The sequence below is a fragment of the Chitinophaga sp. W2I13 genome, assembly GCF_050434005.1.
In the GTDB taxonomy this organism is placed as follows: domain Bacteria; phylum Bacteroidota; class Bacteroidia; order Chitinophagales; family Chitinophagaceae; genus Chitinophaga.
Window position 1 is genome coordinate 7,140,271 of sequence record NZ_JBNPWD010000001.1, and the last position, 19,644, is coordinate 7,159,914.

At 47.7% G+C, this 19,644-nt stretch carries 20 protein-coding genes; 11 read left to right on the forward strand and 9 right to left on the reverse strand.

Features of this window, described 5'->3' with window-relative positions; all coding sequences use genetic code 11:
- Positions 1-104: 104 nt before the first annotated feature.
- Complete coding sequence (locus tag QFZ48_RS29175) at positions 105-833, forward strand: AraC family transcriptional regulator (protein WP_429064985.1); 729 nt, start codon at positions 105-107, stop codon at positions 831-833.
- Between the two features lie 35 nt (positions 834-868).
- On the opposite strand, the gene QFZ48_RS29180 is transcribed toward QFZ48_RS29175, so the two are convergent.
- Entirely contained in the window at positions 869-1,240 is a 372-nt protein-coding gene (locus QFZ48_RS29180) for a hypothetical protein (RefSeq protein WP_429047336.1), read from the reverse strand.
- A gap of 106 nt (positions 1,241-1,346) precedes the next feature.
- On the opposite strand from QFZ48_RS29180, the gene QFZ48_RS29185 reads away from it, so the two are divergent.
- The 7 genes from QFZ48_RS29185 (at position 1,347) to QFZ48_RS29215 (ending at position 7,679) form a co-directional block, all read left to right on the forward strand.
- On the forward strand, positions 1,347-1,994 hold the full coding sequence (locus QFZ48_RS29185) for a sigma-70 family RNA polymerase sigma factor (protein ID WP_429047335.1): 648 nt from the start codon (positions 1,347-1,349) through the stop codon (positions 1,992-1,994).
- A gap of 111 nt (positions 1,995-2,105) precedes the next feature.
- Entirely contained in the window at positions 2,106-2,387 is a 282-nt protein-coding gene (locus QFZ48_RS29190; RefSeq protein WP_429047334.1) for a hypothetical protein, read from the forward strand.
- 151 nt (positions 2,388-2,538) lie between these two features.
- The gene (locus tag QFZ48_RS29195) at positions 2,539-3,576 is read left to right on the forward strand and encodes an alpha/beta fold hydrolase (protein WP_429047333.1); all 1,038 of its coding nucleotides are present in this window, start codon (positions 2,539-2,541) and stop codon (positions 3,574-3,576) included.
- Positions 3,577-3,609: 33 nt separating this feature from the next.
- Positions 3,610-4,938 (forward strand): heme-binding domain-containing protein, encoded by a 1,329-nt coding sequence (locus QFZ48_RS29200; RefSeq protein WP_429064986.1) that lies wholly within the window; start codon positions 3,610-3,612, stop codon positions 4,936-4,938.
- A gap of 97 nt (positions 4,939-5,035) precedes the next feature.
- A complete protein-coding gene (locus tag QFZ48_RS29205; protein ID WP_429064988.1) occupies positions 5,036-6,055 on the forward strand; it encodes a sensor histidine kinase in 1,020 nt (339 codons plus the stop codon).
- A complete protein-coding gene (locus QFZ48_RS29210; protein WP_429047330.1) occupies positions 6,036-6,797 on the forward strand; it encodes a LytR/AlgR family response regulator transcription factor in 762 nt (253 codons plus the stop codon). Before QFZ48_RS29205 ends, QFZ48_RS29210 begins: the two co-directional genes overlap by 20 nt.
- Positions 6,798-6,917: 120 nt before the next feature.
- Entirely contained in the window at positions 6,918-7,679 is a 762-nt protein-coding gene (locus QFZ48_RS29215; RefSeq protein WP_429064990.1) for a DUF1223 domain-containing protein, read from the forward strand.
- 72 nt (positions 7,680-7,751) lie between these two features.
- Here the strand turns inward: QFZ48_RS29215 and QFZ48_RS29220 are convergent, their stop codons facing one another.
- The 5 genes from QFZ48_RS29220 to pxpB all read right to left on the reverse strand — a co-directional run bounded on the left by QFZ48_RS29220 (position 7,752) and on the right by pxpB (position 11,920).
- Positions 7,752-8,156, reverse strand: a complete 405-nt coding sequence (locus tag QFZ48_RS29220; protein WP_429047327.1) for a DoxX family protein — start codon at positions 8,154-8,156, stop codon at positions 7,752-7,754.
- A gap of 110 nt (positions 8,157-8,266) precedes the next feature.
- The gene (locus QFZ48_RS29225; RefSeq protein WP_429047325.1) at positions 8,267-9,442 is read right to left on the reverse strand and encodes an NRAMP family divalent metal transporter; all 1,176 of its coding nucleotides are present in this window, start codon (positions 9,440-9,442) and stop codon (positions 8,267-8,269) included.
- Entirely contained in the window at positions 9,439-10,215 is a 777-nt protein-coding gene (locus QFZ48_RS29230) for a 5-oxoprolinase subunit PxpA (protein WP_429064991.1), read from the reverse strand. The genes QFZ48_RS29225 and QFZ48_RS29230 overlap by 4 nt, the downstream gene beginning before the upstream one ends.
- Positions 10,191-11,186: a biotin-dependent carboxyltransferase family protein gene (locus tag QFZ48_RS29235; protein WP_429047323.1), complete on the reverse strand. Its 996-nt coding sequence runs from the start codon at positions 11,184-11,186 to the stop codon at positions 10,191-10,193. Before QFZ48_RS29235 ends, QFZ48_RS29230 begins: the two co-directional genes overlap by 25 nt.
- 20 nt (positions 11,187-11,206) lie before the next feature.
- On the reverse strand, positions 11,207-11,920 hold the full coding sequence (gene pxpB / locus QFZ48_RS29240; RefSeq protein ID WP_429064993.1) for a 5-oxoprolinase subunit PxpB: 714 nt from the start codon (positions 11,918-11,920) through the stop codon (positions 11,207-11,209).
- Between the two features lie 85 nt (positions 11,921-12,005).
- On the opposite strand from pxpB, the gene QFZ48_RS29245 reads away from it, so the two are divergent.
- Positions 12,006-16,886, forward strand: coding sequence for a PKD domain-containing protein (locus tag QFZ48_RS29245; RefSeq protein WP_429064995.1), 4,881 nt, complete (start codon positions 12,006-12,008; stop codon positions 16,884-16,886).
- On the opposite strand, the gene QFZ48_RS29250 is transcribed toward QFZ48_RS29245, so the two are convergent.
- Positions 16,872-17,552, reverse strand: a complete 681-nt coding sequence (locus QFZ48_RS29250; RefSeq protein ID WP_429064997.1) for a hypothetical protein — start codon at positions 17,550-17,552, stop codon at positions 16,872-16,874. The two genes, QFZ48_RS29245 and QFZ48_RS29250, sit on opposite strands and share 15 nt — an antisense overlap.
- 148 nt (positions 17,553-17,700) lie before the next feature.
- Here QFZ48_RS29250 and QFZ48_RS29255 point away from each other — a divergent pair, with 148 nt between their 5' ends.
- On the forward strand, positions 17,701-18,108 hold the full coding sequence (locus tag QFZ48_RS29255; RefSeq protein ID WP_429064998.1) for a hypothetical protein: 408 nt from the start codon (positions 17,701-17,703) through the stop codon (positions 18,106-18,108).
- A 35-nt stretch (positions 18,109-18,143) separates the two neighbouring features.
- Positions 18,144-18,686 (forward strand): hypothetical protein, encoded by a 543-nt coding sequence (locus tag QFZ48_RS29260; protein ID WP_429047319.1) that lies wholly within the window; start codon positions 18,144-18,146, stop codon positions 18,684-18,686.
- A gap of 69 nt (positions 18,687-18,755) precedes the next feature.
- Here the strand turns inward: QFZ48_RS29260 and QFZ48_RS29265 are convergent, their stop codons facing one another.
- Positions 18,756-19,100: a hypothetical protein gene (locus QFZ48_RS29265; RefSeq protein WP_429047318.1), complete on the reverse strand. Its 345-nt coding sequence runs from the start codon at positions 19,098-19,100 to the stop codon at positions 18,756-18,758.
- Between the two features lie 17 nt (positions 19,101-19,117).
- Entirely contained in the window at positions 19,118-19,630 is a 513-nt protein-coding gene (locus QFZ48_RS29270) for a hypothetical protein (RefSeq protein ID WP_429065000.1), read from the reverse strand.
- Positions 19,631-19,644: the final 14 nt, after the last annotated feature.

Genomic DNA, 19,644 nt, shown 5'->3' on the forward strand with positions numbered 1-19,644 from the left:
GCTACTTTTGTTCTCTCACCTTATTATTTTACATTTCAAATAATCTTATGGGCTTAATTGCTTCATTACCGGATATAGAGAAAAAGAAAAATTCCGTTTTTGTCATGCACGAGAAATCGGAAAAACTAATCCCTCTGCACCGGCATAATAAGGGGCAATTAAGTTATGTGGAGGGGGGAATCGCCTATATTACCGTTGAAAGCCTTACTTATATAGTTCCAGCCAGGCATTACTTCTGGATTCCGCAGGGAATGCCGCACATACTGCGGATCGGCTATAAGGCCACTGTGCTGCGGTCGCTCTATTTTTACGCCCACGATGATACCAGGGATCCTTTTTATAACAGGCTGGGAATTTACCCGGCCAGCGAATTAGTGATCCAGATGATCAATTACACGGAGCGGTGGGATGGAAAACATGTTGATAACACGGATCCCAACTTTGAATTCCTGGTAGCGCTGAAAAAGATCCTTCCTGAAAAAAGCAGGAAATCGCTCCCTATAGTTTTGCCTGCTACCAACAATGAACAGATGCAGGATATCATTGATTACCTGGAAAAAAATATCGGGAAAAAGCATACACTGACCAGCATCAGTAAGCAATTTAATATCGGGGAACGCTCCCTCTCCCGGTTATTTCAGGCTAACCTTAAAATTTCATTTTTGCAATTTCTTAAAACAATAAGAATGATAAAAGCTATTGAAATGATCTTAAAAACAAGTAAGCCTATCAACGAAATAGCTTTTGCGGTAGGTTACAGCAGCATCAATTCCTTCAGCGATACATTCAGGGGATTCCTGCATGCGAGGCCGTCGGACTTCAGAAAACTGTAACCGGTTAACCAGCGGCGTGCTGGTTAACCGGTCCGTTACGAATGTGCTTCCTTCATTTTTGTGAGTTGAGCCAGCGTATAGGCGCCGATTGCCATCACCAGGTCCCTGACCGCCACATCGAAGTACTGACCGCCAAGAAGCAATTGCAGTGCAATGCATATCAGCCAGGCCATTACAACGTACGCGCCGACCAGCGGACGCACCAATACAAGTATCCCCGCGGCAATTTCAATAATACCCACGATTTTCATGAAGGTGGCGGCGGCAAACGGGAGCATATCTGCATTACTGCCCAGGTAGTTTTCCCAGTGGGTAAGCAGGTTAGTGAATTTGTCCAGCCCGGCTACAATGGGCACAATGCCAAAGGTCAGGCGTAAGGTGCTTTGAAGCTGTTTTATGGTTGCCATGATACATATGTTTAGTGTATTAATTAGAGAGGCTATTGACAAAAAGGTTACAGGAAATCAATAGTAATTTTCTGTAACCTTTCTCCTCTTACTTCATCTAAATAACATGACCATACAAAAAGAAGCAATAGCCGCACAGGTTCCTGACCGGGAAGCAATAGAAAGAATACTGGCAGGTGAAAAGAAGATGTTCAGTGTAATCATCAGCCGGTATAACCAGCGGCTGTACCGGATTGGCATGTCTATCCTGGAAAATGATCCCGCAACTGAAGATGCCATGCAAAATACCTATCTCAATGCTTATTGTCACCTGTCACAATTTCAACACCGCGCTTCATTTGGCACCTGGCTTACACGGATTATGCTCAACCAGTGTTACGAACTGAAACGTAAAAATAACCTCCCTTTTAGTCAGTTACCTTCAGATAAATTCATAGACATGAAAACTCCGGCCAGAGATTTAGCGAATAAGGAATTGAACCAGATACTGCAAGACGCCATTACCCGCCTGCCGGAAAAATACCGGCTGGTTTTTATGCTGCGCGAAATCGAGGAAATGTCTGTCCGGGAAACCTCCGAAACACTGGCCATTGAAGAAAATAATGTAAAGGTACGCCTGAACAGGGCTAAGGCCATGCTCAGGGAAGATCTGACCGCCTATATGAAAGATCATGTCTACCATTTTCATTTAACCCGCTGCGACCGGATTACCCGTAATGTTTTACTAAAGCTGGGTATAGAAGGAGAAAGATGAATTGAAAAAATGTCATTTTCCTGAAAAAATTTCCGGCAGATACCGCCTGGTATACCCTTTGCCGGGTGCAGGGAAAGCATTTTAAGCATTCATTAAAATCTCCGTTAATATATGGTGAAAGGCTATTGTATTATCGTCGACATGAGGGTACAGGCCGGCTATACGGAATACTGCCGGTTCTATATCGGGGAAGACCGCAGCAGGGCGCGGGCACTCTTCGACTCCCTGCATGGCAGCATCGTCATTGAAAGCATCCTCCTGCGGATGAGCCTCGTAAACCTCGATGATACACCACACGAGGTATTGGTTGTCCGGTATTGCACCCTCACAGAACTTACTGAAAACTGCCGCCTGATCACTAAGGAGGTATTCCGTTATTTTAATATTGAGTAAACGGCGTGATAAAGGTTACCCCATCCGGCCAACCATATGTCTAAATGAGCCCCCATTTTGTCTAACTCACCCTAAAACCGGTTCCCGTTACCTGGTCCGGCTGGTACCTTTGTTTCGCCTGGGAGCACAAAAGCATCTGCAGGAACGCATTATGGAACCGACAAAAAAATTTAACCGCAGACATTTTTTAAGCGCTGCTGCTTTAACTTTCGCAGCAACCAAACTCTCACCCCTGCAGGCATTGGCCACTACGGGTCAAAGGGACAAAAAAGCTAGTCAGGCCCCTGTATCCTTTCAGGACATCAAACAGGTCAGGGCCGGGCTGTTGGATGTTGGCTACGCTGAAGCCGGCCCGGCAAATGGCCAGCCCGTTATCCTCCTGCACGGATGGCCTTATGATATTCACAGCTATGCAAAAGTATCGGCCATACTGGCTGCTGAAGGCTACCGGGTGATCGTGCCTCACCTGCGTGGTCATGGTACCACACAGTTCCTTTCTGCCGGCACATTCAGGAACGGGCAGCAGGCGGCAGTAGCAAATGATATCATCTCGCTGATGGACGCACTCCATATAAAAAAGGCGATCATCGGCGGGTTCGACTGGGGAGCGCGCACCGCCAATATTATCGCGGCACTATGGCCGGAACGCTGTAATGCAATGGTTTCTGTTAACGGCTATCTCATTAACAACCTGGCAAAAAATAAACAGCCCTTGCCTCCTAAAGCAGAATGGGGATGGTGGTACCAGTATTACTTTGCTACCGACCGTGGAAAACTGGGGTATACCGCCAATTGGTACGACTTCAACCAGCTGATCTGGAAAAATGTTTCTCCCAAATGGGATTTTGATGATGCCACTTATAAGTTGTCCGCAGCCTCTTTCAATAACCCCGACTATGTTGCCATTGTTATTCATAATTACCGCTGGCGGCTGGGCATAGAACCCGGTGAAGAACAATACGACGTCATTGAAAAGCAACTGGCTGCAGCACCGGTTATTACGGTTCCATCGGTTACGCTGGATGGCGATGCTGACGGCGTTGTTCCCGCCGGTGATGGTTCAGCGTATGCCCGCATGTTTACCGGCAAACACGTGCACCGCATCATCAAAGGAGCCGGCCATAACCTTCCGCAGGAAGCGCCGGAAGCATTCGCCAAAGCGATTATCGAGGCGAGCAGCTATGCCTGACATTGGAAATACATCTCAGTAAAAAAATAATTTATGAAGTTATCTTTCTGGAAAACCAGATCCGGCCTGGTAATAGCCCTGTTCATTTTAATGGTAACCGCTATGCAATTCATTGGTCAGCCGGTTCAAAACCACGCCGTTACGTCGCCCATAAAAGCGCCGGAGGAAGTACTGGGCATTCTTAAACGTGCCTGCTACGACTGCCACTCCAATGAAACTAAGCTTAGCTGGTATGATCATATTGCGCCGGTTTCATGGCTGGTAGCTGCCGACGTTACGGAAGCAAGGTCCCGGTTTAATTTTTCCACCTGGGATACACTCTCGTCGGCCGACCAGCAAGGACGCCTCTGGGAAATGGTGAATATGGTGCTGACAGGAAAAATGCCATTGAGCACTTATACTGCTACACATCCACAATCCAAGCTTTCTGCAAAAGATATCACTGTTTTAAAGGAATATGTAACGGATATCAGCCCCTCAAAATATCACGATACAACCATTATCAGTGAAGCCGCCCGGGAGTTCCAACAATTCCGGCAACAATCCCTTCTCTCAATGGAGAACCCGGTTGCTGCTAACGGAGTAGCCTATACGCCCGGCTACCGGGAATGGCAGGTGATCAGTACCACCAACCGGTTCGACAACCACAGTATCCGGGTAGTGTATGGCAATGCCCTTGCCGCAAAAGCCATCCGCGATAACCGGATCAATCCTTTCCCGGAAGGCAGCACCATCGTAAAAGTAGTGTGGAACAGCATTGAGGAAAAGAACGGTGACATCATCCCGGGTTCTTTAAACAGTGTACAGATCATGACCAAAGACAACCAGCGCTTCGCGGATAGTGAGGGCTGGGGCTTCGCAAAATTCAACGGAACAGCGTTGAAGCCTTATGGCAGCACACCTATGTTTAATACCACCTGTTTCAATTGCCATAAAATAGCCAGTGCGAATGATTATGTATTCAACCTTCCTTTAGTCGATAACGCACCTAAGCCGGCAAGGGAGATGTTTGATGCAGGAAACCTGCATGTGATCACATCGTTTGCTAACAGGCAAAAACAAACAATGTCTGTGTTGTATGGCAATACCGCCGCACAGCAATCTGCGCTTGCCGGTTACGAAAAACATACCCCCGGTGAAGTATTCCGGCTGGTGACCTACAAACAGGCCGATAATAAATACTGGTACGGCAGTTATATCAATGGCGAAGTTCAAACCGTGGAAATGGTATCCGGTGATGCGGACAAACTGACTTATCAACTGGAACGTGGCCACTGGCCGGTCAATAACGCAGGCAACAAAGTAGATGCAGCCGTCCGGATCAATAATATATTTTCCTACAGACCCTCTGTTTTCCCTTGATGCTTACCGGCGGGAATAAAAGAGGGCAACTAACTTTCCTAAATGGTAAGTTAAAAATCAATATTTTTAATTTAGCATTTAGATTGATTTCTTACAGATGGAAAAAACAGGGTTTAAAATATCACATGCAACGATATGGGTCAGCTCCATTGTTCTCGGACTGTTGTCGTCCGTGCCGCAAATTGCCGAGCACCATTTTCACTTAGCGGAAGCAGCTGTTAATGCAGGTATAACAGCCACCTTCGCCGTGCTGATGTGGTACTTCAATATTTTCATGCTCTCCCGGCAGTCCGATGCTCCCCGGAAGCAGAGCATTTCGTATTCAAAACTGATAAGCAGCCTGTTATTTGGTCTGGTAGTGATGCTGGGCCTTGCCTGCATACAGCAGTTGATCCTGTCGCATATTAATTTTGGGCCGGTGATGCTGATGGTGGAGGTAAGAGGTATCCTGATCAACCTGGTATTTTATATGTTCCTGCACCTGCTGCAGCAGAATTATGAAAACCAGCATGTGACGATGGAACTGGAACGTATTAAAAGTGATAATCTCAGCGCGCAGTATGAACTATTGAAGCAGCAGGTGAACCCGCACTTCCTGTTCAACAGCCTGAATACGTTGAAGGCTATGGTAGAAAGCGGTGAACAGGAATCTGTTGACTTTATCATCAAGCTGTCCAACTTTTACCGGTTTACGCTCGAAAGCCGCAAACTTGACCTGATCCATGTGAGTGAAGAAATGGAAATACTCAACGCCTATCTCTTTCTGCAGAAAGCGCGGTTCGAGGATGGCTTTACCTTTGAGAGCACGCTTAGCCCCGGCACATTGAAAACGCTGATTCCTCCTTTCACGTTGCAGTTACTGGTTGAAAATTGTATCAAACACAATATCGTTTCCCTGGAGAAGCCATTGCGTATCAGGATCTATGAGGAAGATGACAAAATAATTGTAGAGAACCAGGTCCAGCAGAAAACAGGAGAACAACATTCTCTTGGTGTGGGATTAAAAAATATTGACCTGAGATATCAGCACCTGCTGAACCAGCATATTGATATTGTTGCCGACGAAAAAGTTTTTCAAATCAAACTTCCGCTTATTCATGAACATTATCATCATTGAAGACGAACTTAAAACAGCTAAATCACTTGCGAATATTATACTTGAATTAAAACCCGGTGATAAAATTACCGGCCAGTATCAGAGTGTGGCAAGTTCCGTCAGCGCGTTGTCTGAGGGCCCCATGCCCGACCTTATCTTCATGGATATCCAGCTGGCCGACGGTCTTTGCTTCGAAATATTTAAGTCTGTAAAAATCACCTGCCCCGTGATATTTTGCACGGCTTATGATGAATATAGTCTTGACGCTTTTAAAAATAATGGAGTGGATTATGTGCTGAAGCCCTTTTCCAAACAGGATATACAGGACGCATTGCGGAAGGTGGATGAACTGAAAAATTTCTTCCAGCAGAAAACAGTTCCTGACCTCAATGACCTGCTTTCAAAATTGGCGCCTCCCAGCGGCAAGACCAGCTTTCTTATCTTTCAAAACCAAAAGTACAAGACGATAAATGTGGAAGACATTGCGTTCTTTTATATACGCCATGACGCCACCTGGATTATGTGTTTTGATAAGCAGCAGTATGTCATCAGCCAATCACTGGACCAGATCACACAGTCGGTATCTTCCCTGCAGTTTTTTCGCCTTAACCGCCAGTACCTTATTAATTTCAAGGCCATCAAAGAGGTGGAGCCCTATTTTCTCCGTAAACTTTATGTAAAACTGGTTATTGAAACACCAGAAAAACTGCTTGTAAATAAAGAAAAATCCCATAGCTTTCTCAGCTGGATGGAAGAACGTTAACCTCATTTTTCTCCCGGCCATATATTCCCGGTTGAAAGCCAAAAATGTCCACCTGGTGGCTTTTTTGCTTACTTAAGCCATCAGCAGCCGGTACTTTTGAATAAAATAAAAATTCAAAAGATGAAAACAATAATGATGTCGGCGATAGGCGCCGCAATGGCATTCACACTGGTTTCCGCGGTATGTGCAAACAGGAATACCACTCACAAAAAAACAGCTCCGGCCGGCAACGGCTTTGCCGTGCTGGAGCTGTTCACCTCGGAGGGATGCTCCAGTTGTCCATCTGCTGATGCCCTGTTAGCCCGTATCCAGGACGAAGCCGGAAATAAGCCTATCTATATTCTGGCCTACCATGTGGATTACTGGAACCGCCTTGGCTGGAAAGATATATTTAGTGATTCCCGGTTTTCAAAGCGGCAATATCAATACAGTGAACAGCTAAACAGCCAGGTATATACGCCGCAGCTGGTGGTGAACGGCAAATCATCCTGCATAGGATCAGATGAAGCTGCAGTAACTAACGCAGTAGGCGACGCTTTGACCAGCGCTGCTGAACTAACCCTGAATATAAAAGGGCAACTGCAATCCGGCAAGGCAAGTCTTGCTTACGAATTTACAGGCGATGCCGGCAACAGCCGCCTGCTGATAGCCACAGTGCAAAAACGTGCTGTCAGTAAAGTAACCAGAGGAGAAAACGAAGGCCGCATGCTTTCACATGTGCAGATAGTACGGGACCTTCACTCATTCGGCCTCGGAGCCAAGCAGGGCACTGTGCAGGTTAATTTACCCGGCGATTTTAATACACAGGAGTGGGAACTGATTGGTATGATCCAACATGGGGAAACAGGAGCTATTAAAGCGGTAACGCGGGCTTCCCTGTAATACGTACTACATTAAAAAGAAATGCCCGGAATATATCCGGGCATTTCTTTTTAATGTAGTGGACAATTCGTTTTACAGCCCGTTGGGCCTTGAAAACTCAGCATTTAAACCCGGGTACATCTTCCGGAACATCGTATAAGTTACACTTACCATTATAAACGCCACAACAGCATCTACGGTTGCCAGTAACCCAAGTACGCTTAATTTTGATGCAAAGGCAAAGATGATATCAAAAAAGATTCCGGCGAACACCCATTCCTTTAACCGGAGCAACTTGCCAGGCGCTAAAAGAACGGCTACACCAGACAGTTTGAAAACACCAAGCAGGTATATGAAATGTGAGGGATACCCCAGTTGCTGCGTTATTCCCCATACAATGGAATTTCCGGTGATTTCAAAAAATCCGCTTGCTCCAAACCATAAGGAAGTGAGTACGGTTCCTATCCAATAAATTGTTGTTACAGTTTTCTGTGTCATGAGAATTTTTGGTTTATGTTATCAATGACACAAAGTTGTTGCAGGAAGGGGGAATAGTCCAGGTAATTTGAGGTGAAGCGGACAAATGAAAAGGCTGATTAGACAAAGCGCTACTTCAACCAATCCGCAATCGTAACCCCGCCAAGATACCCCATAACAAGCACCACCAGCCACCCCGCCAGCTGCATCCATACAGGATGCCGGTAATGTTGCAATAACCTTGCGCTGCCTGCCGCCACCAGCACTACTGCAAGCGCCACCGGCAATATAAGGCCATTAAGCGCGCCTGCCATCAGCAACAGCTGCACGGGGTTGCCGGCTATTACAAAAACAACAGTGGAAAAAAGTATAAAAACGCTGATAAACCAACGCTCGTTCGCCGCAATAAAAGGATGAAATGTCTTCAGAAAGGAAACAGAAGTATACGCCGCACCTACCACAGAGGTAATAGCAGCGCTCCACATTACGATACCAAAGAAACGGTAACCGATCTCCCCTGCCGCGATCCGGAATACAGATGCCGGAGGATTACCACTGTCGAGCACCGCGCCCTGTGTGATAATACCCAATGCCGCCAGGAACAATAAAACGCGCATGATGGCGGTAATAACAATGCCGCTTACTGCACTGCGGTTAACAAACCGTACCTGTGTTGTTCCACTTACACCAGCGTCCAGCAGCCGGTGTGCGCCGGCAAAACTAATGTAACCACCAACGGTTCCGCCCACAAGGGTAACAATGGCTTTGGTATTAATCACTGCGGGCCATACGCTTTGCCGCACCGCCTCCACCATTGGCGGATGGGAACTGATGGCCACGTACAACGTGAGCAGCACCATCAGGATACCAAGCCAGCGCGTAAACTGATCCAGCACATTGCCGGCCTCCTTCATCCAGAAAATAAACAGCGCGATACCACAACTCAGCAACGCACCATAAACAGTATCCATACCGGTGAGTACCTGTAACCCCAATCCACAGCCACCTATGTTGGCAATGTTAAAGGCCAGTCCGCCTGTTACCACTAATGCCGCCAGCACATAACCCAGACCCGGCAACAACGCGTTGGCAAGATCCTGCGCGCGGTACCCGGAAACAGTGAGGATACGCCAGATATTCAGTTGCGCACCGATATCCAGCAACACCGATATCAATATTACAAATCCGAAAGACGCCGCCAGCTGCTGCGTAAATACCGTTGTTTGTGTCAGGAAACCGGGACCAATGGCGGAAGTAGCCATGAGAAAGGCTGCGCCCAGCAGCACGGAAGATTTTTGTTTACTCAAGGCCGTTGTATAGTTAATTGATGATGATGTAATGCAACATGAATGGTGCGCGCAAATTCGACAGCATGTGCGCCATCGCCGTGAATACAGATGGTTTCAGCCGTCATCGGAATCGTATGCCCGTTAACGGTAGTTACCTTTTGGTCGGCGACCATCTGCAACACCTGGGCTATCACCTGCTCCTCTTTTTCAATAAGCGCATTGGGTTGTGTGCGGGGAGTGAGAGAACCGTCGTCCTGGTAGGTCCTGTCGGCAAATACTTCGCTGGCTGTTTTAAGTCCGGCCTCCCTGGCGGCGGTAATAAGCCAGCTGTTACTGAGACCGAAAAAACAAAGCCGGGAGTCCACATCTTTCACTGCTTTAACAATCACGCGCGCCATTGCGGGAGACTTTGCCGCCATGTTATACAATGCACCATGTGGCTTTACATGTCGCATAGTGGTATCGAGCGATTTGCAAACCAATTGCATGGCATACAGTTGTGTGGTAATCAATTCATACAATGCATGATCTGAAAGCTGCTGTTCTGTTCTGCCGAAATGTTCTTTATCTGCAAACCCCGGGTGGGCGCCAATAGCCACGTTATTTTCGAGCGCCAGCATTGCCGTACGCAGCATCGTATCATGATTGCCGGCGTGGTAGCCGCAGGCAATATTGGCGCTGCTGATAAAAGGCATAATAGCGGAATCGTTGTCCAAACCCTCTCCCATGTCGCAGTTGAGATCTATATAATGCATAGTGATGATGATTAAACAGGCTGCTGTTGCAGCCATTCCTCCAGTCGTAATTTACAGGCATTTTGAAGAAAGAGCAAGTCCTGCTCCTGTTTCCACAACAAGGCAGACGCCTTTTTTTCCTCGGTCATACTGAAATGAATCTCCTGGTATGGCATGCGTTGCGAAAGGGAAGGCATATCCGCGGTTGTCACGTGCGCCAGCCGCCCATACCCACCGGTGGTTTGATGGTCGGCCATCAGTATAATGAGTTGTCCGTCCGGCAATAACTGGATGGTGCCCCTGGTGGTGCCGGCAGATAGCTGTTCCTCCCGCGGCTCGGTAGCCAGGGCCGGTCCGCTTAACCGGAACCCCATCCGGTCGCTTTGTTCCGTTAAGGTGAAGGCAGTGTTGGTAAATTGCTGACGGGTATCTTCGGATAACAGGTTCCATTGACTGCCCGGCAATGTATGTATAATGCCGTTTTTGGTATAAAGATGGCTTACATCAGCGGTCCATGGCAACGCTACAAACTCTTTACCCTGGAACCATGACGGGGAAATATTGCCTGACCGCAGGTGGAGGCGGTCATTTTTTTTCAGCGGCCGGCCATCAAACCCGCCGGCGCCTGCCTTTAAATGGGTGCTGTAGCTTCCCAGCCAGGGCGTCAATGCCAATCCTCCCCGTACTGCCAGGTAGCACCGCGCACCGGAAACAGGCTTGTTAAAACGCAGCACCGTTTGTTTACTGACCAGCACCGGCCGGTTAATATCGAGGGGCCTGCCGTTGACGATTGCCCCGAAATCAGCGCCGGATAAGGATATCATGGCTTCTGTATCAAACAGGAAAGCAGATGCCGGAAAATGCAGTTCAATAGCCGCTTCGGTAATGTCGTTTCCCACCAGGCTGTTGGCAACTGCAAGTGCAACCCGATCCATAGCCCCTCCGGGGTTAATGCCCAGGTGCTGATAACCGTACCGCCCTGCATCCTGGATGGTATCCAGCAATCCTTGTTGTATTACCTGTATCAATGTTTTCTGGTCTTAATGTGTCAAATATAATGGGTCATCTCCCGGAAATCTTCCAGTGATACCGGCATAAACTTCACCTGGTCGCCAGGTTCGCAATAACAAGGGGCTTCCGCAGCGGCGTCAAACAGCCGCAAAGGGGTACGACCAATAATATTCCAGCCCCCCGGCGATTCCTGCGGATAAATACCGGTTTGTGCACCGGCAATACCTACACTTCCTGCCGGTACCCTGAGCCGGGGCTGCTTTAACCGGGGCGTAACCAGCAAGTCGTGAACGCTGCCCATGTAGGGAAAGCCGGGCAGAAATCCCAGCATGTACACCGTGTAGGTTTGTGCCGTATGCAGTTCGATGATATGCTCCGGGGAAACTTTCTTGCTCTCCGCCATCGCATGCAGGTCAGGTCCTAGGGAAGGATGATAGCATACAGGGATCTCCAGCAGGCGGGGTGGCGGGGCGGCAGTGATTTCCGCGGCCCCGTCCAGCGTTGCCGCAATCAATTCCCGGATCTTTTCACCGCCGTAACTATGCTGTTGAGGATACAGCACCACCGCATCATATACCACCGTCAGCGAGGCATAGGCCGGGATAAGGTCCAGGATGTAAAGCTGATGCAGCTCCCGTAGCCGCCGGAACGCCTGCATCACCTGGCCATGAATATCCCCGCCAATCTGTTGTTCCCATTCGATGATAACAGCCCGGTCGCCCAGGGAAGATATACGGTAGTTTTTGTGCATATATCTATGAAGATAAAATAACTTTAAAACATTATGGTACATTGCTGTTAATACCGTAATTTCAGGGTACATAACATATCTATGAATGAACCTTTTTAGCCTCACCAAGCTTAAATTGGGTCCATCACTACTTTTATTGCTATTAGCGGATTGTTTTATTTTTTCGGGAGTAACAGCACAAATCAAAGCAGATTTCAATGCTTCATCAACCAGTGATTGCGAACTGCTACTAACAACATTTAGTGATAAATCGACAGGTCAGCCTATATCCTGGCAATGGGACTTTGGTAACGGTTATACCTCTACTGAACAGCACCCCGGGGCTACCTATGTCAAGCCGGGTGTGTACACCGTGTCCCTCACCGTGAAGGATGCAGCCGGACAATCTTCTACCATTACCAAAACAGGATTTATTACAGTAAGATCTAAGCCCAAAGTGGACTTCACGGCTACCAATGTAACCGGCTGCGCGCCTTTGCAAACCACCTTCACAGATAAATCAGACCCGGTAAGCGGCACCCTGCTCACTTATACCTGGGACTACGGAGATGGAACTACCGGCACCGGCAGCACCAGCACACATACTTATCAGCAGGCAGGAAAATATCCCGTAACACTCATTGTTACCAACAGTTATCAATGCACCAGCTTTAAATTGGTAGATACACTGGTAAGGGTATCCCCTCCTATTGTGGCCGGTTTTACGGTCGCCGATAAAATATTCTGCAGCGCACCCGCCATTGTGCAGCTCACCAATACCTCCACCGGTCCCGGCCAACTGGCCTATAACTGGACCTTTGACGACGGAAGCTCTTCTTCTTTAAAAGATCCCGGCACACATACCTTTACCAGCAAGGGCCTTCATTCGGTTACCCTGACGGTGACCAACGAACTGCGTTGCAGCTCGGTTAAAAAAGCAGCCGATATTAACGTAGCCGCCTATACTACCGATTTCACCTTTCCATCTCCTGTTTGTTCCAATACGCCGGGCATTTACAGCGGTGTATTTGCTACTACCGGTCAGCTCCAAGTAGCCTGGGAGATCAACGGTCAACCGGCTTTAAACAACCCGGATAATACTACCACCTACACCCCGCCTGCTACTGGTCCGTTACATATTAAACTAACCGCTACCTACGGCAAATGTGTGGATGTAGCAGAGAAAACACTGGATGTTAAACCATCACCGGCGGCCAACATCGCCGTAACCGTCCCGCTTTTCTGTAACCTGCCGGCTACCGCCACGTTCGCCGGCAACGCCCCTGCCGCCGCTGCATGGAAATGGGACTTTGGCGACGGGCAAACCGCTACCACGCAACACCCCGCACATACCTATGCTGCAGAGGGTAACTACACCGCTACATTGCTAACCACCAGCAAGGATGGCTGTATGGCTACCACCAGCAGCAGCTTCGATATATCTCCCGTAAAAATAACCGCAGCAGCAAAAAACAACAGCGGTTGCGAAGGACTAACGGCCACCTTCAGCGCCGCTACCAACAATGCAGACGTCATTAAAACCTACCTATGGGATTTTGGCGATGGTAGTCCCGCATCGGCATTGGCAACTCCTGCCCATCAATATAGTGACGCAGGCATCTATACGGTTTACTTAACCTATACTACCGTCAATGGCTGCACGGGAAAGGTAGAGACAGTGAATAAGGTAGAAGTATATAAAAAACCGGTTCCTGACTTCGTTTCACCTGATGCGCCGAAAATATGCGGTAATAATCCCGCTGCATTTAAAGACCAGTCAGATATTGGCGACAGCTGGCGCTGGGACTTTGGAGATGGAGCCGCCGCCGCCGGCAAAAACACCACGCATAGCTATCAACGCCCCGGAACGTATGACGTGCAGCTGATTGTGGGTAATCACACCTGCTATGATACTATTGCGAAAAAGGAATACATTACTGCTACTACTCCATTCCCCCGGTATGCGGTAAGGCCGGTGGACTGTAACAAACGCACTGCTATCGTTTTCGAGGATCATTCCTTAGGAGCGGAATCCTGGGAATGGAATTGGGGCGACGGTACCGATACGGCCTATAGTAAGGCTACCGCTACTTTAACACACGTTTACCCGGGCAGCGGTACTTACCAGGTAGTGCTGACTACGAAAGACAGTCACTGTACCACCCATCAAGGATTGATGGTAACCGTGATCGCTCCTTCTCCTGTAGTCATCAGTACAGATAAAACTACTTTATGCAGCAATGAGTTGCTGAACGCGGCTATCACCAGCTACAACCCCGCTATATATAAAACCTCAGGCTACAAATGGCTGGCAGATGGCATCGACCAGAGCGATCCCGACAACCAGCAAACATTCATCTACAAAAATCTTCCTCCGGGTAAAAAACTGATACAATTATCAGCCGAAAACCTGCAGGGCTGTATAGACCTCAGTAACATTATACCCGTAAACGTTCGCGGACCTGTTGCCGGGTTTAAACTGCCGGCCGCAAAATGCGCCGGCACCGAACTCACTTTCACGGATGTTACCACTACGAAATACAGTGCAGGTATCAGTCAATGGCAATGGGATTTCGGCGATGGCACCCCGGTAGCCACCTTTACAAAAGGACCTTTCGTGCATACCTACGAGCAGCCGGGCAATTACAACCCGATGCTGAAGGTAACAGATAAAGAGGGTTGCGTAAGCTATGGTTATGACAACACCCTCCAGGTAAAAGGCCCTCATGCTGTATTCGACGCCAGCAGTTATCTTGTTAAACCAGGTACAGATGTATTTTTCTATAACAAATCCAGTGAAACCGGCGGCACTATTACCAGTGTGAACTGGAACTTTGGAGACGGGCATACTTCTGCCGCCACCGGAACGGTGGTAAATAACTACACGCTGTCGGGAACCCACCAGGTAATACTGCGCGTAAAGGATAACAATGGTTGTGAAGACAGTGCCAGGAAACAGGTAAGAGTGTCTGCTGTTGGTGCAGCCTTTACCTATAGCGGTATTTTTGCTAATGGCGGCAGTTGCGCACCTATGATCTTCTTCTTTACCAATACTTCCCTCAGCTATATTTCCAGCCATTGGAGCTTTGGCGACGGCACCACTTCTACAGAAGCGGATCCCATTCATACCTATACGGAACCCGGACGTTATGAAGTGATACTAACCGCCCGGGGCGAAGCTGGCGTAACAGATCAGTACATTGATACCATAGAAGTAAAAGGCCCCTATGCCGCTATAATAGCCAGTTCTGACGGCGGCTGCCTGGAAAAGGAGATCCGGTTTAATGTGGTTAGCAAGGGTACACAGGATTTCAGCTGGGATTTTACAGATGGTATTATCCTTCATACCAACGACCAGGTAGTGACGCATGTTTTTAAAACGCCCGGCATCTATCAACCGAGGCTGCTCCTCACTGACTCTGCCGGTTGCAGGGGCAGTGCACTGCTGCGCAACCCGATTGTTATTGACAAACTCGACGTGCAGTTATCATCCATGCCCGCTATCCTTTGTGGTAAAGGAACGGTTACTTTTAATCCTGTATTCAACAGTTTTTCGATTGATCAATTAGGGAAGCCGGCTACCTATCAATGGGATTTTCATCCCACATTGGTACCCTCCAATGAAACTACGGCCACCCCATCCTTCTTTATCCCCGCACCGGGTAAGTATGACTTTAGTCTTACCACCACTACCGCCTATGGTTGTAAACAAACAGTAACTACCAACGTAAACGTGTATACGAAGCCTGAAGCCAGCATTGCCGGACCTGATAAAGTGTGTGTGGAATCGCCGGTCAGCTTCACCGGCAGTGCCACCAACGACAATGGTCTCACCTGGGAATGGAACTTTCATAACGGGCAAACCCCTGCCGGCAGTAAACCTCCGCAACAAGTGTTCTCTCAGCCTGGTCCTGTGGATGTATCTCTTGTTGTTGCCAATAAAGACGGCTGTACAGATACGGCCCACCACCTGCTCAACGTGCAACCTTTACCTAATGCAAAGGCCACTTCACTGAGTGAATTTATCTGTTTACATAATACTACTGTACTACAGGCTTCCGGCGGCACCAGTTATGAGTGGACACCCGTAACAGGGCTCAGCAACCCGCTCACCGCCAACCCCGCGGCAAGTCCTGATACCAATACCATGTACCACGTGAAAGTAACAGACAGCAATGGATGCGTTAATACAGATCAATTGACGCTGGCCGTAATCCAACCCTTTAAGGTAACGGCCACACCGGATACCTCACTATGTCTTGGCGCAGTATTGCCATTATACGCTTCCGGTGCAGACTATTACAAATGGGAAGGCAGCGGCCTGACAAATCCCAATACGGATGCTACCACGGCTACATTAACGAATACAGGCAACTATACCTACACCGTAACAGGCTATGACAGCAAAGGATGCTTCTCCGATAAATCATCCCTGCAGGTAACCGTAGCGCCCCACCCATCGGTAAATACAGGCCCCGACCGGAATGTTCCCGCGGGCACTCCTGTGCATTTGACCGCTGCTGCTAGTAATGATGTAGTCAGCTATAAGTGGTCGCCACAACAGGATCTCAATTGCCCTGGCTGTGGCAGCATACAGGTGACTCCCAACCTTACCACCATCTATTCCGTAGAAGTGGAAAACCGCTATGGCTGCAAAGCAACAGATGATGTTACGGTACACGTCCTGTGTAACCAGTCCGCCGTTTTTATGCCTAACGCATTTACGCCCAACCAGGATGGTCAAAACGACCGCATTTATCCTAAGGGAAAAGGCGTAAAAGAAATTGAATACCTGCGCATCTATGATCGCTGGGGAAAACTGGTATTTGAAAAAACACATTTCCAGATCAACGCACCTTCTGCCGGTTGGGATGGCCGGATAAACAATACAGCGGCCGCTTTTGGAAGCTATATTTATTACATGCAAACCATCTGCGAAAACGGAGAGAAATTTGAATTCAAAGGAAGCATTTTACTGGTGAAGTAATCTTTCCAAACCCGGAGCAGATACCACCATCATCTTCATGGAGCTGTATGCCCCGTCCGACAATGGGTACGGCCGTTCATTCACCATCTGCACAAACTCAATGCTGAGCGCCAGGAACAACGGGAAAGGACTGTGCGGCGAAATACTGACGGTAAGCGTCAACGGCGCAGTAAAGCGGCTATCCAGCAGCAATGGAGCACTACTTACCTCGTCACGTTCAAAACGCGCTCCGGCAAAATCGATCGCACTCACTCCGCAGGTAATAATGACATGTGTTGCGCCGCGGGGAGCCTGCACCTCCTTTGCCGGCAGGAAAGGTGGTATTACAACGGTTCCCTTGCCGGTATCGCGATCGATGGCCGCCGTTAAAGGTGCATAAAAAGAAGTACTCATCACGCGCGCTGTATTGAATTCAAAATGCTCCATGATTTTTATATCGCCATCCATCACGTTGCGCCATCCGCGCTCACTGATCGTATCCGCTTTTATCACCTTCAGGAATTCCCGGAGGAGGCGGGGTGTAACGCCACCATCGGCTGCGTTCCTTATCATATTACGGAAAGCGGTGCGGAGCAGTTTCCCGGCCCTTCCGGCCCGGCCAAATTCCCAACTATTTTCCCTGCTGCGCTGGAAGGCAGGGTCTGTAGCTACCCGGGCGCCCGGCACACCGGCACACCGGATCTTTTTCTGACCACGTAACCATGTTTGGTTTTATAAAATGATAAATTTTCGAGTGGGCCAGTAAATTGCAGCAATCCATCTTGTTTGCTCATAGTAAAGTATTTTCGTTAGAAGAAAGGCAATTTAGGTTGCTATGCCTGTTAAGCTGCTCCTGTTGATCAACCAGGTACTATGCGAAGTTCTTTACCGGCAGGCACACGTAAAAACAAACCTGCCGCTTTTGCCGCTTTTTGTCACATTTTGCCGGAAATGGTTGTGGCATAGTGTATGGGAAGTGCATGGGAAGCCCATTGGAAGTCCATGGGGAGTGCATGGTAACCGTATAGATAACGCAGGGAATACGCAGGGATCAGGCATGACTGAAGCAGGTGGTAGTCATCCCTCACCCGGTGGACATCGAAAGAGAAATGATGCTATTTACGCTGTAGCTCTTGAATATGCTTATATAAAGGTTAACAATTCTTCCGTTACCAGTGTACTTTACTTTATGTTTCCGCTTAAAACACTTAATTCATTCGCTGTTAACAGAATCATTTCATAAATTTACTATTAATTGTTATCACTAAACCTACCTATATGATCCCCCCAAAAGAAGTTGCTATTGACGATTCCAAGGCCGTACCATCACCTCCCAAGCCACCAAAAATTGTACAGTTAACGGATTTGCTCAAGGTTGTATTATGGCCAACAATTGCGTTACTAATCATTATAATATATTGGCGGCCTTTATATTTGATTCTGGACGAGTTACCTGGAGTAATAAATAACTCAGAATCAATTACAATAGGCAGCTTGTCTCTCAAAATTGAGAAAAGTATATCCCGGCCTCCTTCAAAAGAAATCCGGGATATTTTGAGTTCGATGTCAGCATCTGGCGTAGAGACCTTAATCACTGGTGAAGGAGTTACAAAGTATTATCACAAGAGTGAGGCTTTATACGGACAAGAAAAATACGCTGAACTGATAAAGCTCGGCTTATATAAGGAAATAGATGTTAATCATCTCAGCCTTGACCCTAATAATATTAAATATCAATACGGAGTTCAACCCACGGAGCTGGGCCTGCAGGTTCGGGATTACTTAATGAAAGTATTTGCTGCCATACTTAAAGAAGTGTGACAAAGCAGGTCCTTCACTTATAGGGCGAAGCCAGTAAATTCCCTGGCAATAAATGAGGCTGCCCCCATCTTACTCCCCAAAAGTATGGATCACCTTCGGCTCGCCATTCCTTGCAATGTCGCTGATCAATGCGCTGTCGCCGGGATAAAATAAGCGCTTCCCGGTGCAGGTATGCAACCCACAGGGCCAGCAGGAAATTATGTTCTGTTGGATATTGATGTAATCCTCTCCCCTGTAGCTGACCAATGTTACACTGCCGCCCTGCTTAAGCGACACAAAGCTGTCGATGGCATGCTTCAGCCAGGGTAGATTCGCCACAGGATTTTCCACATCACAGGCGGTTGTCTTTTTCCTGTCTTTCTTACAGGCCGCTACTAACAATGCTGCAGCTAAAATACAGTAGATAAATCTCATAGGGTTGCATTTTTTTATTAAACGTTTTTATCCTGCATAAAGTTACATATTGCTAAAGCTAACGCACGGGTAATGCCATAACGCATACCATTACCGGCCATCGGTACAACCAGTTGCACTTCCATTCCATTCAGCGTATAATCTGTAATTTGTACCGTGTTGCCGAATACTTTACTGGTCGACTTCACCTTATACCCCTCTCTCAATAATTGTTGCTGAATGGTTTCCAGGTCATTTTTATAGATAGTGTTGTAGGTTATTGTATTAGGCCTGTCAGAATACAATATTTTTTCCATAGTTAATGTTCCACCCTCCTTTTTCAGTTCATAAGCATGGTATGTATACGGCTCCTCCGGCGGCATTCTTTTATTAGCAAAAACAAACTTCTGCTTATCCTCCATCTCTATCCTGAAAGCGTCCATACTCATTTTATTCATCTGCCTTAAATTTTCAAGACTAAAGCTTTGGGCAAAGGTACTTCTGCCCAATAACAATAAAATGACAACTGCAATCGCCTTTATCTTTTTCATAATCTCTTCTTGAA